13 protein-coding genes, 1 pseudogene and 1 other annotated feature are annotated in these 17,689 nt (G+C 42.5%); of the genes and pseudogenes, 13 read left to right on the forward strand and 1 reads right to left on the reverse strand.

Translation table 11 applies throughout. The features are described from left to right. Positions 1-57 precede the first annotated feature (57 nt). Complete coding sequence (locus tag BMW45_RS21070) at positions 58-2,145, reverse strand: sodium-translocating pyrophosphatase (protein ID WP_092248596.1); 2,088 nt, start codon at positions 2,143-2,145, stop codon at positions 58-60. A gap of 267 nt (positions 2,146-2,412) precedes the next feature. Between BMW45_RS21070 and BMW45_RS21075 the strand changes: the two genes are divergently transcribed. The 13 genes and pseudogenes from BMW45_RS21075 to BMW45_RS21130 all read left to right on the forward strand — a co-directional run bounded on the left by BMW45_RS21075 (position 2,413) and on the right by BMW45_RS21130 (position 17,672). Beyond that, entirely contained in the window at positions 2,413-4,515 is a 2,103-nt protein-coding gene (locus BMW45_RS21075) for an elongation factor G (RefSeq protein ID WP_092248599.1), read from the forward strand. An 83-nt stretch (positions 4,516-4,598) separates the two neighbouring features. Next, the gene (locus BMW45_RS21080) at positions 4,599-5,159 is read left to right on the forward strand and encodes a COG3415 family protein (protein ID WP_092248602.1); all 561 of its coding nucleotides are present in this window, start codon (positions 4,599-4,601) and stop codon (positions 5,157-5,159) included. Further along, positions 5,126-5,977, forward strand: coding sequence for an IS3 family transposase (locus BMW45_RS21085; RefSeq protein ID WP_242883299.1), 852 nt, complete (start codon positions 5,126-5,128; stop codon positions 5,975-5,977). Before BMW45_RS21080 ends, BMW45_RS21085 begins: the two co-directional genes overlap by 34 nt. Positions 5,978-6,213: 236 nt before the next feature. After that, positions 6,214-7,185 (forward strand): annotated as a pseudogene (locus BMW45_RS21090) (hydantoinase/oxoprolinase family protein); the annotation flags it as partial. A gap of 16 nt (positions 7,186-7,201) precedes the next feature. Beyond that, entirely contained in the window at positions 7,202-7,849 is a 648-nt protein-coding gene (locus BMW45_RS21095; RefSeq protein WP_092248607.1) for a hypothetical protein, read from the forward strand. A 12-nt stretch (positions 7,850-7,861) separates the two neighbouring features. After that, positions 7,862-8,608 (forward strand): GntR family transcriptional regulator, encoded by a 747-nt coding sequence (locus BMW45_RS21100; protein WP_092248610.1) that lies wholly within the window; start codon positions 7,862-7,864, stop codon positions 8,606-8,608. Between the two features lie 83 nt (positions 8,609-8,691). Then, positions 8,692-9,603 carry a CPBP family intramembrane glutamic endopeptidase gene (locus tag BMW45_RS21105; RefSeq protein ID WP_242883189.1) on the forward strand — a complete coding sequence of 304 codons (912 nt, stop codon included), beginning with the start codon at positions 8,692-8,694 and terminating at the stop codon, positions 9,601-9,603. Between the two features lie 86 nt (positions 9,604-9,689). Next, positions 9,690-9,939: a binding site (T-box leader), on the forward strand. Between the two features lie 110 nt (positions 9,940-10,049). After that, positions 10,050-12,464, forward strand: coding sequence for a leucine--tRNA ligase (leuS, locus tag BMW45_RS21110; protein WP_092248615.1), 2,415 nt, complete (start codon positions 10,050-10,052; stop codon positions 12,462-12,464). A 349-nt stretch (positions 12,465-12,813) separates the two neighbouring features. Continuing rightward, positions 12,814-14,235, forward strand: coding sequence for an MBOAT family O-acyltransferase (locus BMW45_RS21115; protein WP_092248618.1), 1,422 nt, complete (start codon positions 12,814-12,816; stop codon positions 14,233-14,235). A 17-nt stretch (positions 14,236-14,252) separates the two neighbouring features. Continuing rightward, the gene (locus tag BMW45_RS21120) at positions 14,253-15,284 is read left to right on the forward strand and encodes a GDSL-type esterase/lipase family protein (RefSeq protein ID WP_242883191.1); all 1,032 of its coding nucleotides are present in this window, start codon (positions 14,253-14,255) and stop codon (positions 15,282-15,284) included. Between the two features lie 278 nt (positions 15,285-15,562). Then, a complete protein-coding gene (locus tag BMW45_RS28045) occupies positions 15,563-15,721 on the forward strand; it encodes a hypothetical protein (protein ID WP_157803140.1) in 159 nt (52 codons plus the stop codon). A 7-nt stretch (positions 15,722-15,728) separates the two neighbouring features. Further along, on the forward strand, positions 15,729-16,385 hold the full coding sequence (locus tag BMW45_RS21125; RefSeq protein ID WP_143057075.1) for a hypothetical protein: 657 nt from the start codon (positions 15,729-15,731) through the stop codon (positions 16,383-16,385). A gap of 204 nt (positions 16,386-16,589) precedes the next feature. Then, positions 16,590-17,672, forward strand: coding sequence for a CPBP family intramembrane glutamic endopeptidase (locus BMW45_RS21130; protein ID WP_092248624.1), 1,083 nt, complete (start codon positions 16,590-16,592; stop codon positions 17,670-17,672). Positions 17,673-17,689: the final 17 nt, after the last annotated feature.

The raw sequence follows: 17,689 nt of genomic DNA on the forward strand, positions 1-17,689 counted from the left end.
TTTTATAGTCTGTGCGCGGCGGTCTGCCGCGATCATATTAAGTCCAGCCGTTATCAATCAAAACAGGGAAAATGCCAAAAATAAGGAAGACATCAAAGAAGCAACCAGAGAAACCACCGTTATCTGTGTATTGATGGACGGGCCAGCTGTATCCTTGAAGGGATCACCCACCGTATCCCCTACTACAGCAGCCTTATGGGCTTCACTTCCTTTTCCTCCATTTCCTCCGGCCTCAATGTATTTCTTTGCATTATCCCACAGCCCTCCGGAATTGCTCATAAACAGGGCGAGCAGGAGACCGCTGATAATATTGCCTGCAAGGTATCCTCCGACGGATTCAACACCGCCTACAAACCCGACCACAATGGTCACGAGAATGCTGACGAGTCCGGCAGGAATCAGTTCCTTTAATGCACCATTGGTAGCGATATCAATGCATTTGTCATATTCCGGTACCACTCCCGGCTTGCCTTCCTTAAGTCCCTTGATCTCCCTGAACTGACGGTGGATTTCCGATACCATTCTCTGTGCATTGCGGTCTACCCCAAGCATCAGCATAGCAGAGAAAATAGCCGGAACGGAAGCTCCTACCAGCATTCCGAAAAATACTGTGGGATTAATAATATCAAATCCGGTAAGTACTGTAGTACCGGCCGCATCGTTTACCTCACTCATAAATGCACCAAGCAAGGAGATAATGGTCAATCCGGCTGCCGCAATGGCAAATCCTTTTGTTACCGCTTTTACTGTATTTCCAGCGCTGTCAAGCGAGTCTGTGATTTCAAGTGCTTCATCTCCCAGATCTCCCATCTCCACAAGTCCTCTGGCATTATCGGCAATCGGACCATACGCATCATTGGAGATGATCATGCCGACGATGGAAAGCATTCCAACCGCGGCCATAGAAATTCCAAACATTCCTGCAGTAGGATCCTCAGGAGCGATGGAAGCGCAAAGGTTATAGGAAATCATGGCGGAGATACCGATTCCCACCATAGCAGGCAGTACACTTAAAAAACCATAGGAAACACCGGAAAGAATGGTGAATGCAGGTCCTGACTCAGAGGCCTTTGCAACATTACGTACAGGTTTTTTATTATCGTTTGTAAAATAATCACTGGTAATTCCAATAATGACACCAACAAATAAGCCTATAGCCGTTGCTCCCCAGATACGCCAGTCAAACTGAAACACGATTGTTGCCCCGGCAGTAAGTACGGCAAATATGCCGGTGGTAATATATGTACTCATATTAAGAGCCATGGTAGGATCGCCCTTCTTTCCCATACGGGCGGCCATAACTCCAATGATCGAAGATAAAAGTCCCAGAGAAGCGTAGCAGAATACCATGGCTGCATAGTCGACGCCTATCTTTTTGCTAAGAGCGATCGCCATAACCAGGGCGGATACTGTGGAAGCCACGTTAGAATCGAACAGATCTGCGCCCATTCCGGCAACATCTCCTACATTATCTCCAACATTATCGGCAATTACCGCCGGATTTCTGGGATCATCCTCAGGGATCCCAAGTTCTACCTTCCCAACAAGATCTGCACTGATATCCGCGGTCTTTGTAAAAATACCGCCGCCTGCCTTGGCAAATAAAGCAAGGGAGCTGGCACCAAAGCTAAAGCCCAACAGTGCAACGGAATCTCCGCTTATCATCATAACAAGAGTCACTCCTAAAAGTGAGCTTCCCACGACTGCCATTCCCATAACGGCACCGCCACGGAAGGCAGACAGAAAAGAAGGCTTTAAGCCGCCTCTCTGAGCTGCTTCAGCCGTCTTAATGTTAGCTATGGTAGCTACCTGGATTCCTATTTTACCAGCGACGGCAGAAAAAACAGTTCCGCATAGGTATGCCAGAACAATGGTAAGGTTATGTAAAACCGTGCCCCCGCTCCAGATGGGAGCCGGAAGGAACAGAAAAATCAGAAGCGCTGCTCCCGCACAAAACTTTGATAAAACAATGTATTCTTTTTTTAAAAATGTATTTGCCCCCTGTCTGATGTAGCTCCCAACCTCTTTCACCCGTTGATTTGAAGATGGCTGTGCAGATACCCAGCGGTACAACCACACTGCAAAAGCAAACGCAAAAATAGAAACAAGAATGGAAATGATTAGAAATAAGCTTAAATTACCCATAGCACCATTAACCTCCTACTTTCTTCAGTTTGAAAAAATTTGCTATTATTTCATTGTATATTTTATCACGATTTTTGTATATTTCAACTCAGATGTTGTTAAGATTGTATAAATATTTTATCATCTTTCATAACAGCAACCGCTTCTTTTATTGAATTGGGATATGTATAAAAAATGTTTGTGCAAATTGCACCTTTTGCTTGCAATTATAAGACATTTTTAGTAAAATATCGTTATAGACTTAAATACCGAACAGGAGGAATGTTTATGAACGTGTATGGAACCAAACAGATCCGTAACGTCGCCTTACTTGGGCACGGGGGCGCCGGTAAAACCACCCTGGCAGAGGCTATGGCGTTGATTACCGGAGCCATCAGCAGAATGGGAAAAGTTACCGATGGCAATACCATCAGCGATTATGACAAAGAAGAGATTAAGAGACAGTTCTCCATCTCTACTACCCTGATTCCTTTGGAGTATAAAGGAGAGGATGGCCCCATCAAGATCAACCTGCTTGATACTCCCGGATATTTTGATTTTGTTGGCGAAGTTGAAGAGGCCATCAGTGTTGCGGATGCAGCAGTAATAGTTGTGAATTGTAAGGCAGGTATTGAAGTTGGAACATTAAAGGCGTGGGAACTCTGCGAAAAGTACAAGCTTCCCAGACTTTTCTTTGTGACAAATATGGATGACGACCATGCAAGTTTCCGTGAATTGTTATTAAAGCTTGATAAAGAGTTCGGAAGAAAGATTGCGCCGTTCCACCTCCCGATTCGTGAAAATGAAAAGTTCGTAGGTTTTGTTAATATTGTTAAAATGGCAGGCCGGCGTTTTACCGTCAACAGTGATTATGAAGAATGTGAGATTCCTGAATATAGCCAGAAGAACCTGGGAATTGCCCGTGAAGCTCTTATGGAGGCCGTAGCAGAAACCAGCGAGGAATATATGGAACGCTATTTCTCCGGTGATGAGTTTACCCTTGATGAGATTTCTTCAGCCCTTCGGGAACATGTGATAAAAGGAAATATCGTTCCGGTCATGCTTGGTTCCGGAATTAACGCCCAGGGCGCCAAGATGGTGCTTCAGGCTATAGATAAGTATTTTCCGTCCCCCGACTATTTTGAGTGCATCGGCGTGGATATTTCCACGGGTGAGCGCTTTACAGCGAAGTATAACGATCATGTATCCTTGTCAGCCCGTGTGTTTAAGACGATTGTGGATCCGTTTATTGGAAAGTATTCCCTGTTAAAGATTTGTACCGGCACCTTAAATCCTGATTCCGCCATTTATAACGTGAATAAGGATACAGAGGAAAAGGTCGGGAAGCTATACGTGTTAAGAGGGAAAGAGGCCATTGAAGTTACGGAATTAAAAGCGGGAGACATCGGAGCCGTGTCAAAGCTTAACGTGACGCAGACCGGCGATACCATAGCTCTCCGCTCTGCACCGATCGTCTATCATAAACCGGAGATATCCACTCCATATACGTATATGCGTTATAAGACCAAGACAAAGGGCGACGAAGATAAGGTTTCAAGCTCTCTGGCAAAGCTGACGGAAGAGGATTGGACCTTAAAGGCAGTCACTGATACGGAAAACCGCCAGTCACTCCTTTATGCCATCGGTGACCAGCAGCTGGAGGTGGTTGTAAGCAAATTATTAAACCGCTATAAGGTTGACATTGAACTGAGTAAACCGAAATTTGCCTTCCGGGAAACCCTTCGTAAGAAAGTGGAGGTCCAGGGTAAGTATAAGAAACAGTCCGGCGGACATGGACAGTACGGCGACGTAAAGATGTCCTTTGAACCTTCCGGGGATTTAGAAGCCCCTTATGTATTTGCTGAAAGCGTATTTGGCGGAGCTGTACCAAGAAACTATTTCCCGGCAGTTGAAAAGGGAGTCGCCGAGTGCGTCTTAAAAGGACCGCTTGCCGCTTATCCGGTAGTGGGATTAAAGGCTACGCTGACCGACGGTTCTTACCATCCGGTTGACTCCTCAGAGCTGGCCTTTAAGATGGCTGCAACCATGGCCTTTAAAAAAGGCTTTATGGATGCAAATCCGGTTCTGCTTGAACCGATCGCATTCCTTAAGGTTACGGTTCCGGATAAATTTACCGGAGATGTTATGGGAGATCTAAACCGCAGGAGAGGGCGCGTTTTGGGAATGAATTCCAACCATAGCGGAAAGCAGGTCATTGAGGCAGATGTGCCTATGTCTGAACTGTATGGCTATAATACGGATCTGCGCTCCATGACTGGAGGCATCGGAACCTATGAATATGAATTCAGCCGCTATGAACTGGCTCCGGGAGATGTGCAGAAGAGAGAAGTAGAAGAAAGAGCATCAAAGATTGATAGGATGGAAGTTTAAATAAGTCATAGGAAACCCCATTGCAGCGCCTGCTTTGATATGTACCCCCTTTACTGGACAGCACCAGTAAAGGGGGTTTTTACGTGAAATATGATTTTGTATTTAAATTAAATTGTGTCGAGCTATACAGAAATGGCCAATGGCCTGAAACACCAGCAGGAATTGGTCAAAAGAATTTTAGAAAACGAATTGTTACTTGGTCAAGAATTGCAGATATTTATGGAATTGATGCTTTAAAGCATCCTTCAACATGTAAAGAACGTACAGCTGAAGAAAGGTATTCTCTTGTAGCTAGAGTTTTAGCTGGAGAATCACAAAAAAGTGTTGCAATAATTGCTGGAATTGATTCAGGCCTATTGTCTAAATGGGTACAGATATATAAAATAAAAGGGTACGATGGTCTGTATTTAAAGAAAGGTAGACATGGTAAGGAGCCCTTCATGAAAAAAGACAATAAACCAAAAGAACTTTCACCTTCTGAAAGAGAAGAATTAATTAGATTAAGGGCAGAGACAGAGTACCTTAAAGCAGAAAATGAATCAATAAAAAAATCTATCGCCTTGAGACGAGAAAAAGAAGCTGCGCAACTCAAGGCGAAAAAGCAGCAATCATTAAGGAACTCCGAGAAAAAGGATATGCCTTAAAGCATTTATTGAAAGCTGTAGGATTATCAAAATCTACATACTATTATGAATTAAATCATGTGTGTTTTGACGTAATCAAAAATCAGAAACTTATGGATGAAATCAATAAGATTTTTGAAGACAATAAGCAACGATATGGTGTTCGCAGAGTTCATCAGGAATTATTAAATAAAGGATATTCCATAAACCACAAAAGAGTACAACGATTAATGCATAAGATGATGTTGGCCGGCAAACGACCTAAAGAGAAATACCATTCATATAGGGGCGAAGTTGGCAGAATAGCTGACAACTTAATTAATAGAGATTTTTGTACAACTGCTCCACTTCAAAAATGGACAACAGATGTATCTCAATTTAACCTGCCATGGGGAAAATGTTATCTTTCGCCTATTTTAGATATGAATACAAATGAAGTTATCTCATACGATTTGTCAAAAAGTCCAAATATGGAGCAAATATCTAACATGTTAGAAAGAGCATTTCGGAAATTTAGTAATACTGAAGGAATCATCTTTCATTCCGATCAAGGTTGGCAGTACCAACATGCGTACTATCGTAATGAATTAAAGAAATATGGAATAATTCAATCTATGTCTCGTAAAGGAAACTGTTACGATAATTGCATTATGGAGACTTTTTTCGGAAGACTAAAGACCGAAATGTTTTATGGGCATGAAAAGGATTTTGGATCCTTCGATGAATTTAAGAAAGCAATAGATGAATATATAGATTATTATAATAACAGGAGAATTCAATCAAAAACAAAATGGATGCCTCCTGTAATATACAGGAAGACATCCATCAAGAGTGCCTAATCATCCAGTTGAATAATGATGTGTCCAGAAAACTGGGTACATATCACTTGTATGCCCTGCAATGGGGTTTTCTCATTACTGGATAAAGGTTCCGGACTTAATCTGCTCAGCGATTTCCTTATACTGGGCCTGAATATCGTCTGATACAAGGCTTGAGAAAGTACCGATGTTTTAAGTGATCTTCAAGAGACAACTGGGATTCGGCTTTTAGAAGGCTTATGGAGTGCTGACGGATTTCCTGCGCGGCCAATGTGCTGGGACTGGTAAAGCCAGAGCATTTTTCTTACGGAAATGTGGAATCTGCCAGAAAGGCCATGGCGGCTTTAGCTGATTACTGCGGCACCACGGCGGAAGATATTGCAAAGCAGATCATGGAAAAGGCCTATGCAAAGATTGAACCCGTCATACTGGAACTGGCGGAGAAATATAAGCTGGAAAAAGATCAGATCTCCCTGGTCGGCGTAGGTGGAGGAGCGGCTTCCCTGATTATCTATTTTAGTGAAAAGATGGGCGTTAAATATTCCATACCGGAAAATGCAGAAGTCATTTCTTCCATTGGTGTTGCTCTTTCCATGGTGCGGGATGTGGTGGAACGCATTATACCCACTCCATCTAAGGAAGATATCCGTGCCATTAAGAATGAGGCCTTAAACAAAGCCATTGAGTCCGGAGCAACTGCAGAATCAGTAGAAATCCACATTGAGATTGATCCTCAGACCTCCAAGGTAACGGCAATTGCAACCGGATCCACGGAGGTTAAAACAGCAGATCTTTTAAAGGAATGCGATGAAACGGAAGCCAGGCATCTAGCTGCCCAGGATATGCGGATTACAGATAGGGAAACAAAGCTGCTGGCAAGTTCGGATTACTTCTATATCTACGGGGAAAAGGTGGAGGACGACTCTCCCGGTGCCATACGTATCGTTGATAAAAAGGGCTTTATTAAGGTGCAGAGGGGAAGAGGTATGTGCCGGAAGGTCAGAGCGGCAGATTATCTGGAAGCGTTAAAACAGCTTTGGGATGATATGGCTGTTTACCAGACGGACCTGATTATAAGGCCGGATTATTACATTTGTATGGGTGCCCGGGTCACGGATTTTGCTGCCCAGGATTTTGAACAGCTGGAACTTCTGATCGATCTGGAGGTATCATCTTTGGAGCCAGATGAAGAAATTATGATTGTCGGAGCCAACGTAAAACAAAATTAAATGTATGGAGACGGATATGTCGGAGATGATATTGCGGGAAATGGCAGAAAGCCTTGCGCAGGTGGATGATCTGTCCTGGGGAATGTATGCATTCTCCAGGGACATCCTGCGTGACAAAGTCAGCGAATCGGAAAAAAAGAGGATGATTGAACAGGCGATCCGCTGCGGATATGAAATGGCAGATAAGGTTATGAGCAGTCTGGGAACGTGGGATCCCTGGGAACTGGCAGAAAAATTAAAACTTAGCGTGGAGTACGCGGACAGTGGGCAGATAGCAGACAGGGTGTTATTTGCTCTTTTTACCCCTCCGGACAAGATACAGATTATGAAGGAACCCATAGAGCTGGCGGCGAAAAATGGCCTGTTTGAATGCCTGTTTCCCATGGAACAGATTGAAAGGCTGATCCTGGGGCATGAGATTTTTCATTTTCTTGAGGAAGAGGAAGAGGGAATCTATACCAGAAGAGAAAAAGTGATTCTGTGGAAACTGTTCGGCTACAAGAATAAATCAACCATCAGGGCGTTATCTGAGATTGCCGGCATGTATTTTTCAAAGAAAATAAATGGAATTCTTTATTCACCATTTGCTCTTGATATTCTTTTGTATTATAATTATAATTCAAACGAAGCCCTGAAGATGTACAGGGAAGTATTAAGTTATTAACAGGAGGCATTCATGGGCGTCATAGAAAACAACCAGGAAGATACCATTTATGATGTATTGAGATCCGATATACTGGATTTGAAGCTGCGCCCTGGAATGATATTCAGCATCAAGGACATCAGCGAGTCCTATGAGGTTGGAAGAACTCCGGTCAGGGACGCATTAATCAGCCTTTCCAAGGAGGGGCTCATTACATTTCTTCCCCAGCGCGGAACCATGATATCTAAGATTGATTATGATAAGGTACGCAATGAGCGGTTTCTTAGGATTTGCGTGGAAGAAAATGTGATGCTGGAATTTATGGCGGTATGCAATTTAAAGGCGATCACCGCATTGGAGATGTCTTTGGACAGACAGGAGCTGCTTGAAAAAACAAAAGACATCCGGGCATTTCGGGCAGAGGATATGTATTTTCATTCCATCTTTTACGAAGGAGCCAACAAGGGATACTGCAATGATATTCTGGCGGCAAACTCCGGCCATTACAGAAGAATCCAGATGCTGGCGATGGCGGACTCCGGAATTGAACCCGGGGTTGTAAAGCAGCATAGAGAAATGGTGGATGCCATCCTTGCAAAGGATTCTGAACAGCTTCATGGAGTTTTAAACCATCATCTGAACCGTCTGATCAGCAAGGAACGGCCTCTGGTATCCAAATACCCGGAATTGTTTGATCGTGAAAATAAAGAAATTAGAAGAGAACCGGATGAGCTGGGCATTGACTTTTTGGTGGACACTAAACTGAAATATCATGCATAGCCAGTAGGAGGGGAGCTTTGAATAATTGCGCTTTTTTCTGATCTGTGATAAACTGATACCAACTGGCAGGAGGTATGAGAATAGTGGAAGACAGAAGAAATGCATGGAAGGCGTTTACAAGAGTGGGGATCGGATATGGAGCATTCCTTCTTGTAACGATTGTTATACAGCTTGAGGTAGGAGTCATTGCTCTTTTACTATCCCGGTTTGGCATGAATATAACCTTTGGAAACTGGTATATGGTATTTGTTTCCCTGGCGAATTACCTTGTGGGAGGGGTCGTTGCCTGGCTGATAATAAAGGATATGCCGGTTTTATGCAGACCCGTGTCAAGAAAAGCCGGGGCAGGAATGCTGGTTTCCGGATTCCTGGTCTGTATGAGTGCCCTGTTTTTTGGAAATCTTATGGGTCAGAGCCTTATGAGTATAGTCTGTGCTTTGTTGGGAAAGCCTATGGTCAACCCGGTAGAGGAAGTGATGAAGGGCTTAAGCACCTGGTCAATTTTTGTTACCATGGTGGTAATGGCCCCAATTTGTGAAGAAATCCTGTTTCGTAAGATCTTAATTGACCGGATCCGGCTCTATGGAGATAAGGCGGCGATTTTAGTATCCAGCGTTGTCTTTGGCTTAAGTCACGGAAACTTTTATCAGTTCTTTTATGCCTTTGGAATCGGTGTGGTGTTAGCCTATATTTATATTCAGACGGGGAAGCTTCGCTATACCATTATTTTTCATATGATCATTAATTTCCTCGGCTCTGTTGTGGCTCTTCATATAGGAGACGATCCGCAGCTTACCGTAATCTACTCTATTTTTATGCTTGGAGAGGTAATTGCCGGAACTGTTTTGTTTTTTATCAATCAAAAAAAGTTGGTGTTTCATCCCGGACTTATGGAGACATGGGGCAAAGGGGCATTTAAAATACTATTTTTAAATCTTGGAATGATTTTGTTTTTTCTTGTTTCGGCTGTGACCTTTATCATTTCGTCCAGTTAATGAAATAGAAAGACAATCATAGAAATTCTGGGTTTCTTAAAATACGGTTGACACAATTCGTCAATTATGTTAAATTTGTAGTTAGCAAAAATACTGTGATTAGGAGTAGTAAGCTGTCTGAAACATACAGAGAGCCGGCGGGTGGTGGAAGCCGGTTGGGAATGACAGCCGAACTCGCCTTTGAGTAGCGTGCTGAAGGAAGCTCTGCTTTCTGTGTAGGCATTGCCGGTGTCCTGACCGTTACAGCGGGCGGATATGTTTTTTCATATCCAGTGAGAGCATACGAAACTTGTATGAAATAGAGTGGTACCACGCGGTAGATCCTGCGTCTCTATGGCCGTATGAACGGTCTGAGGCGCTTTTTTTATACGTTCATACGGATATTGTTTTATCTGCAGACATTTGATACAGGGAAAAACCCTGTCGTAAAAGGAGGAAATTTTGTTATGGCAGCGTCATACAACCACAGCGCCATTGAAAAAAAATGGCGGGAAAACTGGGCAAAGAGCCCCATCAATGTTGATGATGGAAAGAAGCAGAAGTATTACTGTCTGGATATGTTTCCATATCCCTCAGGAAGCGGTCTTCATGTAGGCCACTGGAGAGGCTATGTTATTTCTGATGTTTGGAGCCGGTATCAGATTTTAAAGGGACACTATGTGATTCACCCCATGGGTTGGGATGCGTTTGGTCTTCCGGCGGAGAATTACGCCATCAAGATGGGAGTCCATCCAGCAAAATCCACGGCGGAAAACGTGACGAACATTAAGCGTCAGATCAATGAGATCGCAGCCGTATATGACTGGGATATGGAGGTTAATACCACGGATCCCGGATTTTATAAATGGACCCAGTGGATTTTTGTTCAGATGTTTAAAAAGGGCCTGGCCTATGAGAAGGAATTCCCTATCAACTGGTGCCCATCCTGTAAGACAGGACTTGCAAATGAAGAAGTGGTAAACGGCTGCTGCGAGCGCTGCGGAACCGGAGTTACAAAGAAGAACTTAAGACAGTGGATGTTAAAAATCACCGCTTACGCAGACCGTTTATTAAACGATCTGGATAAGCTTGACTGGCCGGAAAAGGTCAAGAAGATGCAGTCTGAATGGATCGGCAAATCCTATGGAGCTGAGGTTGATTTTAAGGTAGACGGAAAAGAGGAGAACATCACAGTTTATACTACCAGACCTGATACCTTATACGGAGCCACCTTTATGGTACTTGCGCCGGAACACGCCCTTGCCGCAGGCCTTGCTTCTCCGGAAAATAAAGAAGCGGTTGAGAAGTATATCTACGATGCATCCATGAAGTCAAACGTGGACCGTCTTCAGGATAAAGAAAAGACCGGTGTATTTACCGGCAGCTATGCAGTAAATCCCATAAGCGGCGCCAAGGTACCCATCTGGCTTTCCGATTATGTGCTTGCTGACTACGGTACCGGTGCAATCATGTGCGTGCCTGCCCATGATGACAGGGATTTTGAGTTTGCGAAGAAGTTCAACATTCCCATTGTCCAGGTTATTTCAAAGGACGGCGAGGAAATCGAAAACATGACCGAAGCCTATACCGATGCCAGCGGAACGATGATCAATTCCGGTGAGTGGAACGGAATGGAGTCCTCTGTTCTTAAAAAAGAAGCTCCGGCTATGATCGAGAAACGGGGTCTTGGAAAGAAAACCGTAAACTTTAAGCTGCGTGACTGGGTATTCTCCAGACAGCGTTACTGGGGAGAGCCTATTCCTATTATTCATTGTCCGCACTGCGGCAATGTTCCGGTTCCGGAAGACCAGCTTCCTCTCACCCTTCCGGAGGTGGAAAGCTACCAGCCTACCGGTACGGGAGAATCTCCGCTGGCAGATATTGATGAATGGGTGAATACCACCTGTCCGGTATGCGGCGCTCCTGCTAAGAGAGAGACCAACACCATGCCTCAGTGGGCCGGTTCTTCCTGGTATTTCCTTCGCTATGTTGACAGTCATAACGATAATGAACTGGTATCCAAGGAGAAAGCGAAAAAATACCTTCCGGTTGATATGTATATCGGCGGTGTGGAACATGCTGTCCTTCACCTTCTGTATTCCCGTTTTTACACCAAGTTCTTAAACGACATCGGTGTAGTGGATTTTGATGAGCCCTTTACCAAGCTGTTTAATCAGGGCATGATCAACGGAAAGAATGGAATCAAGATGAGCAAGTCAAAGGGAAATGTGGTATCTCCTGATGATTTGGTGCGAGACTATGGCTGTGATGCTCTCCGTATGTATGAGCTCTTCGTAGGGCCGCCGGAATTGGATGCAGAGTGGGATGACAGGGGAATCGAAGGTGTCAGCCGTTTCTTGCACCGCTTCTGGAATCTGGTAGCGGATAGCAGCAATAAGGATATAGAAGCCACAAGAGAAATGCTTCGTCTGCGCAACAAGCTGATCTTTGATATTGAACAGCGTTTCAATCAGTTTAACTTAAATACGGTAATTTCCGGATTTATGGAATATAACAATAAATTAATCGACCTGGCCAAGAAGACCGGCGGCATTGACAAAGAAACCTTGAAAGCCTTTGTAGTTTTAGTTGCTCCTTTTGCTCCGCATATCGGTGAGGAGCTGTGGCAGCAGCTTGGCGGCGAGGCTTCCGTATTCCATGCTCAGTGGCCGGAATGTGATGAAGAGGCCATGAAGGATGACGAGATCGAAGTTGCAGTTCAGGTGAACGGAAAAACCCGTGCAGTGGTAAAACTTCCTGCAGACGTATCTAAGGAAGATGCCATTGAAGCAGGCAAGGCTTTGATCCCGGATAAGATAACCGGAACCATTGTTAAGGAAATATATGTTCCTGGAAGAATTGTAAATATCGTGTGCAAATAAAACCGTCTTTATAGGCGGATAACCTTTAAAATAAGGACATTATAGGCTATTGAAAAATGGCTTATAATGTCCTTATTTAGTGTTGAAATAATGTATGTAAAAATCCCCGCCCATGTCGTTAATAGGGCAATATGGGCAATATGGTGCGTCATAGATGCATTGTAAAGGTGCACTTTGAAACATGTGTTTCATTTTAAGTTTAAAGGAAAACATAGGAGACTCTAAGTGGAACTGATGCTTTAAATCGTAGTTTAATTACTAAATAGTACAAAATTTTCAGGATTCTGCAACTTTCCGGTCTCTTATTTCGTCTAATATAATAAATACATATGTTAGGAATAAATGTTAAATGATTTTTAGTAGCTTGGAGTTTATATTTCAATTTCTGCCGATATTTCTGCTTCTTTATTCTGTATGCCCGGATAGAGCAAAAAATTTCTGCCTACTTGCAGGAAGCCTGTTTTTTTATTTTTATGGAGTTGCGGAGCATCCGGCCTATATGGTGCTTTTGCTGTTATCTGTCTGCGTTAATTTCTGGGTTGGCAAGAAAATGAAACGATACAAATCTCGCTTAAGACGCAGGAAATGGTATCGCTTAGGAATTGCCTACAACCTGTTTTGGCTGATTCTGTTTAAATATTCAGGCTTTTTGATTGAACAGATCAGCTTATTACTACAAAATGGAGGGCTGGAGAAAGCGGCCGTTCCTGCCCTTCATCTGGCTCTTCCGCTGGGAATCAGCTTTTATACTTTCCAGGCCATTTCTTATCTGGCCGATGTGTATCGGAAGGATGTGGCACCAGAAAAATCATTTCTGGACTTTGCCCTGTATATGACCATGTTTCCTCAGCTCATATCCGGACCGATTGTAACCTATACTTCTCTTAGGGAGTTAATTAAAAAGCGGGTCCATACTATGGAACAAGTGGAAGCAGGACTTCGGGAATTTACAATTGGACTGGGATTGAAGGTGCTGCTTTCAAACCAGATAGGAGGACTGTGGAGCCAAATTGGAGCAGTAGGATATGAGAGTATTTCAACGCCACTTGCGTGGATGGGACTGGCAGCTTTCAGCCTACGGCTGTATTTTGATTTCTATGGCTATTCCCTGATGGCCAGGGGACTGGGGATGATGTTGGGATTTCCTCTTCCTGATAACTTCAACCATCCCTATATGGCTCTGACCATGACAGATTTTTGGCGCAGATGGCACATGACTCTGGGCGGCTGGTTTCGGAATTATGTATATATTCCGCTGGGCGGAAACCGTGAGGGACTCTTAAAAACCTTTCGAAACATGCTTGTCGTATGGCTCCTGACCGGACTGTGGCACGGAACAAGCTCCAACTTTCTCTTATGGGGATTTGTTCTGTTTGCGCTTATATCATTGGAGAAGCTGGGACTGGGAAAACTACTGGAACGCTGGAGAGTTGTGGGACATGTGTATATGCTGTTTGCAATTCCTCTTACATGGATGTTATTTGCAATAACGGATTTTTCACAGTTGGGAATTTATATTCAACGGCTATTTCCCTTTCTGTCGCCTGTCGGGAAATATACATATTTTGCCGGAGATTTCCTGAAATACGGAAGGAGCTATGGATTGTCCTTATGCGCTGGTCTCATTTTCATGACTGGTCTTCCGCGAAGACTGTATGACAGAAAACGGGAAAGCCTATGTACAGCAATCGCCCTATTGATCATATTCTGGCTGTGTGTCTATTGTATGAAAATGGGCGCAAATGATCCGTTTATGTATTTCAATTTTTAGATTGTGAGGAATAAGCAATGAGAAAATACTGGTTTACCCTTCTTTTAGCCGTCAGTCTGGTACTGATTGCAGTTCTGCATGCATCAGCAGGAAGCGTGGATCCGTTAACAACCCTGAGGCTGAACCTGGAAGGAAGCAAATGGTCGCATGGAGACAGTATAGATACAACTGATAGTTTAGACGAATCTGACAATTTAGATGAAACTGATAGTCCAGACGAAACTGATAGTCCAGACGAAACTGAAAATTCAAACGAAACTGAAAGTTCAGACGAAACTGCTGATGAGAGTGCAATTGTCGGTGCGAGCGAAGCAAGTGGTGAAGACACCACCGATAGTTCAAGCGAAACTGCTGATGAGCACGCAATGGACGGTGTAAGCGTAGCAAGTGGTGCAGATGTAACGGGCAATACGAGCGGGTCAAATGATAGGAATGCAGAATTTAGGCCGTCTTCCATGTTGCTGCAGCCAGGACAAAGGCCGGAGCCGCCTGAAAATTTCCAGGGCGTACTTTTTATTGGAGATTCAAGAACCATGGGGCTTTCCGAGTATGGAGATTTGGGGAATGCCTCAGTATTTGCAAACTCCGGCATGAGCGTTTTCAATGTATTAACTGCCCGCGTCTCATCAGGAGGTGAGAAACTAACTCTGGATGAGGTTCTTTCAAGCGAACATTACCAGATGATTTACCTTATGCTTGGGATCAACGAACTGGGTTATGATATGTCCCAGACTATAAAACAATATAATGAGGTTTTGGACAAAATCAAGGAAATGCAGCCAGAAGCAATCATGGTCTTAGAAGCAAATCTCCACATTACCAGTGAAAAATCAGAAAAAAGTCCTGTTTACAGTAACAGTAAAATTAATCGGTTGAATCAGGAAATACAGAAGATAGCAGAAGAAAATAGCTGCTATTATATTGATGTTAATGAAATATTTGACGATGAAGGAGGCAGCCTGAACCAGGCTTACTCGACAGACGGTTCCCATATATTGGGAAAATATTATGCCGAGTGGGTAAAATGGCTGAAGGAAAAAAAGGTTTAATTAATTTTGAACTTTATGGTATTACCTATTAAGATGTTTAGTTAAACACCTGTCAAAATTTAATCGATGGGTGTTTTCTTTTAGTGAATATTAGTGGATGATATAGCTTCTATGTACATTGATACAGGGACAATTAAAATGATGCAGCTGGTTATCAGATTGCTTCATGGTCAAATCAAAGTTTATACGGCGGATATACATTGGATTATGAAAATCTGGTGGCTTTTATGTTAATGAAATAGTATAATGATAAAAAATACTGGAAAGAGAGTAATTTTATGACCGAATACATGAATGAACCAATTAATTATGAGTTTACTGAACAGGATATTATTGATGAATATATAAAATGTGGAGACATCAGAAAGGTTGCTGGAATATATTGTTTGGAGAAAAAGTCGGTTAAGTCAATTTTAAAGAATGAAGGGGTTTTATAATAGTTCATTGACTTTAAACGTAAAAACCGCAGCAAATCAAAATAAAAGGAGAATTATCATGATTTCACAATACAAAAAAACACCCATTAAATGGACTGTAATAATGTTGCTGTGCCTTATTTTATTAAATGGATGCTCAAGTACGTCCAGTTCTTCCCCCGGGACGAATCCGCAAGATACCGCAGTAACGGAAAGCAGTTCAAAGGTCAGTGAGAATTCTGTCGCACAGGCTCCCCCTATTGCCGTTTCCGAAGAGGAGTCAGTTACTCATGACCAAGTGTCTTCCTCTGATAACGAAGTCAGCTCTTTTGAAATATATTTTAATTTATTGGGTTTGAGTAAACAAGAACTGAACAATAACATAAGTGAGAAGCCGGAACCAGTAGACGAGGGCGGTTTGGAATATAAAGAGACTGGAATTAGAGTATGGTTTAATTCAGATACTGGTATTGTCAACCAGGTATTTACACAGCGGGAAGATTTGGACTTCAAAGGTGCTAAAATCGGTGATAAAGCGGAAAGCTTTCAGAATGCCTTTGGGGAGCCGATTAGTGATCAAAATGGCGACATGCATTTTAAATATAAAGATGGTTATATATCCGTTATTTATGATACACAGACCGGGATCACTTTTGCTGTTTATCTCTTAAATGAAGATTTTTAGGGTATTTGTTCAAAAACTATGTGTCGAAAGGGTAATATCATTGTTGTTTCAAGTACTTTGTTCATGTGTGAGTGTATGGTTTTATAAATTTATTCTTTATTATACATTTAACGCATTTATAATGGTAACAGTGCTTGATAATAACGATACTGCAAGGTTGGCTGTCCAGCTTTTGGCTGAGGCCATTTAAAGAAGGAGAACAAAATGGAACGTCAAAAAAATTATGAGAAAACTCAGTTGCTTATTTTTCTGGGTGTGGCCTTTGCATTACCTTATATCTTAGGGATTTTAATGGGAATTGGCTATAGTAAGGGGCTTGATGTATCGGTTTTCCCTTCGGCCCAAATGTTCTACCCTGCTTCGGGAGCGATACTGGCTGCTATAATTACACACAAAGAAGATCCTCTGATTCCTAAGAGATTTTTTATTGGTTATTTATTTTTTAGTTTCTTGTTATTGGTTTGTACAGTAGCGAGTATTATTGTACCTGGAATGAGCTGGAATGTTATTTCACAATATTTAATGATACTTGGTTCTGTTATCGCATGGATTTTACTGCTTACTGAGAAGAAAGATAAGCGCATTGCCTATGGCTTGAAAGGAGGGCGTTGGAAAAAAACTGCTCTTATTATTCTGCTGTATTTAATTCTTTACTTTGGCAGAACCGTTATCATGTATATCTTAAGCGGTCAAATGCAAACCATGTTTGAATTAATACAAAAGCCTGTTACCTGGCTGATGTTAATCACGTTGCCCATAAACTATTTTTTAATATTTATTGCATTTTTTGGAGAGGAATATGGTTGGAGGTACTTTCTTCAGCCTATACTGCAAAAAAAGTTTGGAATGGTTCGCGGTGTATTAGTTCTTGGAATTGCTTGGGGAGTGTGGCATTTACCCATTAATTTCTTTTATTATTCCTCTCCCTCTGCTGGGCTTATAAGCTTGACAGGACAATTAATTACATGTGTTACATTGGGAATATTCTATGGTTGGGCTTACTTAAAAACCGATAATATATGGACGGTTGTTATTTTGCATTTTATTAACAATAATCTGGTTCCGATTATTACCGGAAATTATACGGAGGAAGTTCTGCAAAATCAGGACGTAACATGGAATGGTGTGATTGTATTACTAGTGGTCAATACACTGTTGTTTGCAGGTGTTATTTTTACAAGTTATTTTAAAAACCATAGCCGGAGACTTCCAACAATGGATGAACGAGTGGATCGGCAGATGAAGAAATTGGAAGAACTGGCACAATGGCAGGATACGATGGAATAATAGGCACAGTCAGATGA

The sequence above is a fragment of the Lacrimispora sphenoides genome (assembly GCF_900105215.1).
Taxonomy (GTDB): Bacteria; Bacillota; Clostridia; order Lachnospirales; family Lachnospiraceae; genus Lacrimispora; species Lacrimispora sphenoides_A.

Bases quoted from the DNA above. Each gene is read 5' to 3' on its own strand.
- BMW45_RS21070 (WP_092248596.1), bottom strand. From the start codon at position 2,145: ATGGGTAATTTAAGCTTATTTCTAATCATTTCCATTCTTGTTTCTATT.
- BMW45_RS21075 (WP_092248599.1), top strand. From the start codon at position 2,413: ATGAACGTGTATGGAACCAAACAGATCCGTAACGTCGCCTTACTTGGG.
- BMW45_RS21095 (WP_092248607.1), top strand. From the start codon at position 7,202: ATGTCGGAGATGATATTGCGGGAAATGGCAGAAAGCCTTGCGCAGGTG.
- BMW45_RS21100 (WP_092248610.1), top strand. From the start codon at position 7,862: ATGGGCGTCATAGAAAACAACCAGGAAGATACCATTTATGATGTATTG.
- leuS (WP_092248615.1), top strand. From the start codon at position 10,050: ATGGCAGCGTCATACAACCACAGCGCCATTGAAAAAAAATGGCGGGAA.
- BMW45_RS21115 (WP_092248618.1), top strand. From the start codon at position 12,814: ATGATTTTTAGTAGCTTGGAGTTTATATTTCAATTTCTGCCGATATTT.
- BMW45_RS21120 (WP_242883191.1), top strand. From the start codon at position 14,253: ATGAGAAAATACTGGTTTACCCTTCTTTTAGCCGTCAGTCTGGTACTG.
- BMW45_RS28045 (WP_157803140.1), top strand. From the start codon at position 15,563: ATGACCGAATACATGAATGAACCAATTAATTATGAGTTTACTGAACAG.
- BMW45_RS21130 (WP_092248624.1), top strand. From the start codon at position 16,590: ATGGAACGTCAAAAAAATTATGAGAAAACTCAGTTGCTTATTTTTCTG.